4 protein-coding genes are annotated in these 9,471 nt (G+C 45.9%); all 4 read left to right on the top strand.

The genetic code is table 11. The features are described 5' to 3' along the window. Window positions 1-551 precede the first annotated feature (551 nt). The 4 genes from AAC854_RS04265 to baeS are packed head-to-tail and all read left to right on the top strand — an operon-like array spanning window position 552 to window position 9,464. The gene (locus AAC854_RS04265; protein WP_340616022.1) at window positions 552-1,790 is read left to right on the top strand and encodes an MdtA/MuxA family multidrug efflux RND transporter periplasmic adaptor subunit; all 1,239 of its coding nucleotides are present in this window, start codon (window positions 552-554) and stop codon (window positions 1,788-1,790) included. Continuing rightward, window positions 1,790-4,975 (top strand): MdtB/MuxB family multidrug efflux RND transporter permease subunit, encoded by a 3,186-nt coding sequence (locus AAC854_RS04260; protein WP_340616021.1) that lies wholly within the window; start codon window positions 1,790-1,792, stop codon window positions 4,973-4,975. Before AAC854_RS04265 ends, AAC854_RS04260 begins: the two co-directional genes overlap by 1 nt. After that, window positions 4,972-8,076: a multidrug efflux RND transporter permease subunit MdtC gene (gene mdtC / locus AAC854_RS04255; protein ID WP_340616020.1), complete on the top strand. Its 3,105-nt coding sequence runs from the start codon at window positions 4,972-4,974 to the stop codon at window positions 8,074-8,076. Before AAC854_RS04260 ends, mdtC begins: the two co-directional genes overlap by 4 nt. After that, a complete protein-coding gene (baeS, locus tag AAC854_RS04250) occupies window positions 8,076-9,464 on the top strand; it encodes an envelope stress sensor histidine kinase BaeS (protein WP_340616025.1) in 1,389 nt (462 codons plus the stop codon). The genes mdtC and baeS overlap by 1 nt, the downstream gene beginning before the upstream one ends. The last annotated feature ends 7 nt before the right edge of the window (window positions 9,465-9,471 follow it).

The raw sequence follows: 9,471 nt of genomic DNA, 5'->3' as shown, positions 1-9,471 counted from the left end.
ATCAGCGATATGGAATTGAGGCTGAATATGACACCAAGAAAGATTTTAAATGGGCTGACGCCAATGGAAGCCTATACCGGTCGCATGTTGCACTTATTGCGTTAATCCAGCGGTAGGTATGCAGTAAACCAAGGTAGTAGAACAGATACTGAATGATGAAACTGATGCAGTTGATTTTGTTGGTGATTTGGCAGCAGATATAGCAAAAGACTTATTTGCTTAATTACCAACCAAAGAAAAAGTGACGGTATTAGCCGCACCCTTAGCAGCTTTATCTGTTGGCTGGTTTGTCATTGCTGTTATTACCATTGGTTAACCACAAAGAGGAACGCTTATCGTTCATAACATAATTCTTTGCACCCCATTGGATGCCACATCACAAATTCCATGAAAAATCACTATCAAAAACATTATCTTTTTGACACAACCTCCATATTTTCTTCATTATTGACTAATTCTCGCTGGTTACACTAATAATATATTCTGCATCTATTTGGCGTAAGATGCGGCACGATTGATTATCGCCACAACATTGAGAGAATGTCGAGCAAATGAATAACAAAAGTCGTTCCTACTTTTTCCGACTCGCTGCGGCTATAGCCGTGCTCGTCGCGGTGGTTTTCTTTGCGTGGAAATACGTTAACACGCCTTCAACATCAGATCAGAATCAGGGTCCAAAATCAGAACAAAATGAAATCAAGCAAGCTCGATCGCCTGTGCAAGTAGCAACGGCTGAAATAAAATCTGTCCCCCACTATTTAAGAGGATTAGGAACGGTTCAGGCTGCAAATACCGTGACGGTCACCAGCCAAGTGGAAGGCCAGTTAATAAACCTGCATTTCAATGAAGGCCAATATGTCAAAAAAGGGGACTTGCTGGCTGAAATTGATCCGCGTCCCCTTCAGGTCAAATTAGCAAGAGCACAAGGGCAATATGCCAAAGATCAGGCAACATTAACAAATGCTAAACAAGATCTGATCCGCTTTCAACAATTGGTGAAGAATAAACTTATCTCCCAGCAAGAGCTGGATAAGCAAATTTCTTTGGTGCGTCAGAGCGAAGCCAGCCTGAAAGCTGACCAATCAGATATCGACGAAGCTAAACTACAATTGAACTACAGCCGCATTATTGCGCCTATTTCCGGTCGTGTTGGTTTGAAACGTATTGATATCGGTAATTACATATCTGGTGCAGGCGGTACACCGATTGTTGTTATTACACAAGTCGATCCCATTGATGTCCTGTTTTCTCTGCCTGAAAATGATATCGGCTTCGTGTTAAACGCCCAGAAAAATCACGCCAATGTGCCGGTCAGCGTGTGGGATCGCAATAATCAGCAACAATTGGCGCAAGGTAAACTACACAGTATTGATAATCAAATTGATGTCGCTACCGGCACGATTAAGATGAAAGCTCAATTTAATAATCAGGACAACGTGCTGTTTCCTAATCAGTTCGTCAATATGCAGATAAAAGTCGATACACTGAATAATGTCGTTGTGATCCCAACAGCCGGGTTACAAATGGGTAATTCAGGTAATTTCGTCTGGAAAGTGGATAAAGAAAATAAGGTCAGCAAGCATAAAGTCATTGCGGGACTGCAAAACAGCCAACTCGTGGTTATCAACAGCGGTTTGTCCGCAGGTGAACGTGTTGTCACCGATGGTATTGACCAACTGACCGAAGGGGCCAGAGTCGAAATTGTCAAACCTTTGACAGCGGAGTCACTTGATACCGATAACGTTCAGAAAAACTCAGCGCAATCAAACGGTAAAGTGGAGAATTCCTGATGCAACCTGATTCTCCAATTTCAGGCGGGGGACCATCCCGCCTGTTTATCCTGCGTCCTGTTGCCACGACGCTGTTTATGATTGCGATATTGCTGGCCGGGTTTATCGGTTATCGGATGCTGCCCGTTTCTGCATTGCCACAAGTGGATTATCCGACTATTCAAGTGGTCACGCTCTATCCCGGAGCTAATCCTGATGTTATGACATCTGCCGTTACAGCGCCGCTGGAACGGCAGTTCGGGCAAATGTCCGGCTTAAAGCAGATGTCTTCCAGAAGCTCCGGGGGAGCCTCTGTTATCACGCTGGTATTCCAGCTTTCACTGCCATTGGATGTAGCCGAGCAAGATGTACAGGCCGCCATTAATTCAGCCAGCAATCTATTGCCGGAAGATTTGCCTTATCCCCCCATTTATAGCAAAGTCAACCCGGCTGATCCCCCTATTCTGACGCTGGCCGTAACGTCTGATGCCCTGCCCATGACGCAAGTGCAGGATATGGTGGAAACCCGTGTAGCTCAGCGTATTTCTCAGGTCAGTGGCGTGGGTTTGGTAACATTGGCGGGCGGGCAACGTCCTGCGGTACGTGTGAAATTGAATGCTCAGGCCATCGCTGCACAGGGTTTAGACAGTGATTCGATTCGTTCGGCTATTATGAAAGCCAATGTCAATTCAGCAAAAGGCAGTTTTGATGGGCCAACACGTTCGATCACGATTTCCTCCAATGACCAGATGAAATCTATTGATGATTATCGCAAGCTAATCGTCGCCTATAAAAATGGCTCCCCTATTCGCCTGAGTGATGTTGCGACCATTGAACAAGGGGCAGAAAATGACAAACTCGGCGCATGGGCCAATGAGAAGCCCGCTATTGTCATCAATGTTCAACGCCAACCCGGCGCGAATGTTATCGAGACGACAGATAATATCCGTGTCATGCTGCCGGAGCTGATCAGCAGCCTGCCCAAATCAGTCAATGTGGAAGTCCTGACAGATCGTACTGTTACAATCCGCAATTCAGTCAAGGATGTGCAATTTGAACTGTTGCTGGCTATTGCGCTGGTCGTGATGGTGATTTATCTGTTCCTGCGCAATACCACCGCAACCTTGATTCCCAGTATTGCTGTACCGCTTTCATTGGTGGGTACGTTTGCCGTGATGTATTTCTGCGGCTTTTCCGTCAATAACCTTACCCTGATGGCATTAACCATCGCAACCGGCTTTGTGGTCGATGATGCAATTGTCGTTATAGAAAATATTTCCCGTTATATTGAACGGGGAGAAAAACCGCTGGCGGCAGCATTAAAAGGGGCGGGAGAAATTGGTTTTACTATTATTTCTCTGACCTTTTCGTTAATTGCTGTATTGATCCCATTGCTGTTTATGGGAGATATCGTCGGTCGCCTGTTCCGGGAATTTGCTATTACTCTTGCTGTCGCCATTTTAATTTCTGCGGTTGTGTCATTGACACTAACACCAATGATGTGCGCAAGAATGTTGAAATCCGAAGCAGAAATTAAACACAACCGCTTTGAACAAGCTTGCGAACATTTCTTTGAACGCATGATTGCCATATATGCGGTCTTTTTGAAACGGGTGTTAAATCATCCTTGGATCACCCTTAGCGTTGCGTTTGGTACGTTAGCGCTGACTGCCCTGCTCTATATCATGATCCCCAAAGGCTTTTTCCCTTTGCAGGATAACGGATTAATTCAGGGCACACTGGAAGCCCCGCAATCCATTTCATTCAATGCGATGGCAGATAAACAACGGCAGGTGACTACGCTGTTACTGCAAGATCCTGCGGTGGATAATGTCACGACATTTATCGGCGTTGATGGTAATAATGCAACGTTGAATAATGCACGTCTCCAGATTACGTTGAAACCGCTCAGCCAACGCGACGACCGGATTGACGAGGTAATTCCACGATTACAGAAACGTATTGCCGGAGTACCCGATGTCACATTGTACCTGCAACCGACACAAGATTTGACAATTGACACCCAAGTATCCCGGACGCAGTACCAATTCACATTGCAGGCAACTTCCCTTGATGAACTCGCTGTCTGGGTTCCCAAATTGCAAAATGCTCTGAAGCAACGAGCTGAGTTGGTAGATATCGGTCACAACTGGCAGGATAAAGGGCTTGTCGCTTATCTCAATGTGAATCGTGATATAGCCAGCCGATTCGGGATCACCATGGATGCCGTGGATAATGCGCTGTATAACGCTTTCGGCCAACGCCTGATTTCGACTATTTACACACAGTCAAATCAATACCGAATCATTCTTGAACAAGATACGAAAAATTCATCAGGTCTGGAAGCGTTCAACGATCTTTATCTGACTGGGAATGATGGGAAAATGGTGCCACTTAATGCCATTACTACCGTTGAACAACGGCTTGGGAATTTATCTATCAATCACTTGCAGCAATTCCCTTCTGTCACGTTTTCGTTCAATACTGCGAAAAACGCTTCCCTTGAAGACGCAGTGAATGCTATCAAGGCGACAGAACAGTCGATTCAAATGCCAAAAGATATTGTCACGCAATTTCAAGGGGCAACGCTGGCGTTCCAGGATGCTCTCAGCAATACCCTTTGGTTGATTCTGGCTGCGGTCGTCGCTATGTATATCGTGCTCGGTATACTGTATGAAAGTTTTATCCATCCAGTCACCATCCTGTCAACTTTGCCTACTGCGGGTGTTGGCGCCCTGCTGGCTTTGATGGTGGGTGGATATGAATTAGATATTATCGCCATTATTGGGATCATTCTCTTAATCGGTATTGTGAAGAAGAATGCCATCATGATGATCGATTTTGCTCTGGCAGCGGAGCGTGAAAAGGGCATGTCCCCATATGAGGCTATTTATCAAGCCTGTCTGTTACGTTTCAGACCAATATTGATGACGACAATGGCGGCACTATTGGGCGCATTACCTCTGATGCTCAGCACCGGTATTGGTGCGGAACTGCGTCGCCCATTGGGTGTCAGCATGGTGGGCGGTTTGATTATGAGTCAGATTCTGACCTTGTTTACCACTCCCGTTATTTATCTACTTTTTGATCAGTTAGCGCATTCTTACCGGAAAAGTAATTACCGGAAAAATAAGAACCGGGAGGCTGAGAAAGATAATCAAACGAGGCTTGATAAACCCTCAGTAAATCATCAGGAGCCGCTGTGAAATTTTTCGCCCTATTTATCCAGCGGCCGGTTGCCACGACATTGCTGAGTATAGCCATCACCCTGTGTGGTGCGCTCAGTTTTATCTTGTTGCCTGTGTCGCCGCTGCCAAAAGTGGATTTTCCTGTGATAACAGTCCACGCCTCTATGCCCGGAGCATCACCAGAAACGATGGCGTCCTCTGTGACGACACCTCTGGAACGCTCGTTAGGCAGGATTGCCGGGGTAAAAGAGATGGGGTCCACCAGCTCGTTGGGAACCTCCTTTATTTATTTGGAGTTCGACCTCAATCGGGATATCAATGGCGCAGCAAGGGACGTTCAATCCGCCATCAATGCTGCACAAAGCTTATTGCCCTCCGGTATGCCAAGCAAACCGGTATATTATAAAGCCAATCTATCAGACGCCCCGATCATGATATTAACCCTCACGTCAGACAGTTATAGTGACGGGCAGCTCTATGATCTGGCTTCCACCCGATTGGCTCAAAAAATTTCTCAGGTAGAAGGCGTCAGTAAAGTCAGTGTCGGCGGTAGTTCATTACCTGCTATACGGGTTGAACTGAATCCTAACGCCCTTTTCAATCAAGGTGTTTCCCTTAACGATGTCAGCAATGCTATCAGTGATGCCAATGTCCGGCGCCCGACGGGCTATGTTGATTCAGATAAACAAAACTGGCAACTGCACACCAATGATGAACTGAAAACAGCAGACAGCTATCGCTCTATTATTGTGCATTATAATAATGGCGCTCCGATCCGTTTGCAGGATGTCGCAAATGTTAAGAATTCGGTCGAGGATATCCGGGCAGCGGGGATGTCCGGCAATAAATCTGCAATTGTCATTATTATCCGCCGTGAAGCGGGTGCGAACATTATCGCAACGGTTCAACGCATTCGTGATCAACTTCCTATTCTGCAAGAATCTCTGCCTGCCAGTATTCAATTAAACATCACACAGGATCGCTCACCAGCTATCCGTGCTTCCCTGCAAGAAGTAGAAAGGGCACTTGCCATTGCGGTTGCCTTGGTCATTCTGGTAGTGTTCCTGTTTTTACGTTCAGGCCGGGCCACATTGATTCCGGCAATTGCCGTTCCGGTATCACTCATTGGCACTTTTACTGCTATATATTTGTGTGGTTTCAGTTTGAACAACCTTTCGCTGATGGCACTAACCATTGCCACCGGATTTGTTGTCGATGATGCGATTGTTGTACTGGAAAATATTTCCCGGCATCTGGATGCCGGATTGAAGCCGATGGAAGCCGCCCTCAAAGGCGTCAGGGAAGTCGGGTTCACCGTACTTGCCATGAGTCTGTCACTCATTGCCGTATTCATCCCTCTCGTGTTGATCGATGAGCTACTCGGCAGGCTCTTCCGGGATTTCGCTGTCACACTGGCAACCGCCATTGGGATTTCTCTGTTAGTTTCACTGACATTGACTCCAATGATGTGCGCGTATTTACTCAAACCATCACCGATAAAAACACAGAGACAAAAGCAAGGCTTCGGTAAAGTCCTGCTGAAAATTCAGCAAAGTTATGGCCGTTCACTGAAATGGATACTCAATCATACTCGCTGGGTACTACTTACATTAGTCGGTATTATCGCTCTGAATATCTGGCTCTATATCAGTATTCCGAAAACATTTTTTCCTCAACAGGATACGGGAAAAATGTTGGGCTTTGTGGTTGCGGACCAAAGTATTTCATTTCAGGCTATGCGTGAAAAAATGAAACGTTTTATGCAGATCATTGATGAAGATCCAACAGTGGATAATGTTGTGGGATCTACCGGTGGTGATAGCATCAACACTGGCGTTATGTTTATTTCCCTGAAACCACGGGAAGAGCGTTCAGAAAGCGTTCAACAAGTGATAACGCGTTTAAGGAGTAAGCTCACCAATGAGGCAGGAGCACGACTTTATTTAGTTCCAGTTCAGGATCTCAGATCCGGGGGGCGTGGTTCAAAATCCACTTATCAGTTTAATTTACTGTCCGATGATTTTGGTGAACTGCGCAAATGGAGTCCTATTGTCAAAAAAGCATTGGAAAAACAGCCGCAATTGGTGGATGTCAATTCAGATGAAGATGAAGAGGCTAAAGGGGCAGAAATAGCCATTATCTATGATCGTGATGTCATGGCACGTTTAGGCATCAATGTCTCTGATGCCAATAATTTACTCTATAATGCCTTTGGGCAACGGCAGGTTTCGACCATTTATCAACCGTTAAATCAGTACAAGGTGGTGATGGAAGTTGCTCCGCAATACAATCAGGACCCAACGGCTCTGGAGAAAATGTTTGTCATTAATAGCAAAGGGGAACGTATCCCGCTTTCCTATTTTGCTCACTGGCGTCCTGCTAACGCCCCGTTAGATGTTTACCACGAAGGGCTTTCAGCCTCTTCTACTATCGGTTTTGATATTGCGCCGGATTATACGTTGACTGACGCTATCAGTGTAATAGAAAGAACCATGACAGAACTCGGTGTTCCTTCGTCAGTCCGCAGTTCATTCGCAGGTACTGCACAAGATTTCCAACAGAGTGAACGCTCCCAATTGTTTGTGATCCTTGCCGCGATTGTGACGGTTTATCTGGTTCTGGGCGTCTTGTATGAAAGTTATCTTCATCCATTGACGATTCTTTCTACCCTGCCCTCTGCGGGAGTAGGGGCATTATTAGCACTGGAGTTGTTCAATACGCCATTTAGCCTGATTGCGATGATTGGAATCATGTTGCTGGTGGGAATTGTCAAGAAAAACGCCATTATCATGGTGGATTTCGCCCTCGAAGCGCAACGAAACGGTAATGTCAGTCCTCAAGAGGCGATCTTTCAGGCCTGTTTATTGCGGTTCCGGCCGATTATGATGACGACACTTTCTGCGTTGTTCGGTGCTTTACCTCTGGTACTGAGCAACGGCGACGGCGCTGAGTTGCGTTTCCCACTGGGCATCACCATTGTCGGTGGTCTGGTGATGAGCCAGTTGCTTACGCTATATACCACCCCTGTTGTATACTTGTTCTTTGACCGACTGCGCGAAAAATGGCTGCGACGTCGTACCAAACAGCCTCATGCATCGGCATCATCAGGAAACTCATGATAAAAACAGGCATCAGCAGTAAGTTATTTTTGGCGATTTTTGCCACTTGTATGTTGGTATTGATCACTATGCACTGGGGCGTCCGCCTCAGTTTCCAGCATGGCTTTATTGGCTATATCAAACAAAATAGCCAAATGCGGGCAAAGATGCTGGCAGAAGCATTGACAGAACAATACCAACAATACGGCGATTGGCGTTTCTTAACCCAAAATGATCGGATGATTTTTCAAATCATCCGTACTATTGAACAAAATAGTGATATCTATAAAAAAACGACTTCCCACGGTTGGCGTCCCCAGTTCTGGGTTGTGGACACTCAAATGAATCGTCTGGTAGGTCATTCCAGTGACATTCCGGCGGAAAGCTACCGTGAACCTGTCACCTATCACAATAGTGTTGTCGGTTGGGTCATTGTCAGCACTTCAGACAAAATTACTCGTCAGGCAGATATTAGTTTCGCCCACCAGCAACAATTCACCAGTTGGGTTATTGCTGGTTTTTCCACCTTACTGGCACTGATTGCGACTTTTCTTCTCTCCCGTGGCTTTTTAAGGCCGGTTAAACGTCTGGTAGAAGGAACCCACAAACTTGCCGCTGGTGATTTTAGTGTCCGTGTTACTCCATCCAGTCAGGATGAAATCGGTAAGCTGGCGTCAGATTTTAATCAACTCGCCAGTACACTGGAGAAAAATGAACAGATGCGGCGTGATTATATGGCGGATATTTCCCATGAATTGCGCACCCCGCTTTCTGTGCTGCGTGGAGAACTGGAAGCCTTGCAGGATGGTGTGCGGCAACCGACACAGGAAACTATCCATTCTCTACTCACGGAAGTCACGACCTTAACAAAATTGGTCAATGACCTTCATTTATTATCACTTTCCGATCGCGGCTCCCTGACTTATAGAAAAGAAGCCGTTAAGATCAGCGAATTACTGCAACTCTCTGTGGCAGGTTATCAAGGTCGTTTCGCTGATAAACAAATCACCCTCGCGTTGAGCCTGAAAGAAAATGTCACTCTGTTTGCTGATCCAGATCGACTGATACAATTATTCCAAAACCTGCTGGAAAACAGCCTGCGCTATACCAATGAGCACGGGAAAACAATTATTCAAGCTTATTCAAATCAAAACAGATGGGTATTGGATTTGCAAGACAGTGCTCCCGGGCTGACTGCCGAGCAATGCCAACATGTTTTTGAGCGTTTTTATCGTTGTGAATCTTCCCGCAATCGTGCAAGCGGTGGCTCAGGGCTAGGGCTGGCAATTTGTTATAATATCGTCGAAGCGCACGATGGAACAATTCATGCAGAAAGATCACCTTTAGGTGGTATAAAAATTCACGTAGAATTACCGTTGATGACATTCCCTGAACATGAAACACGCTGAACCTAAG

The organism is Xenorhabdus entomophaga (assembly GCF_037996725.1).
Taxonomy (GTDB): Bacteria; Pseudomonadota; Gammaproteobacteria; order Enterobacterales; family Enterobacteriaceae; genus Xenorhabdus; species Xenorhabdus khoisanae.
Note: the sequence above shows the minus strand (reverse complement) of the source record. Positions and strands in the feature narration are given on the sequence as shown.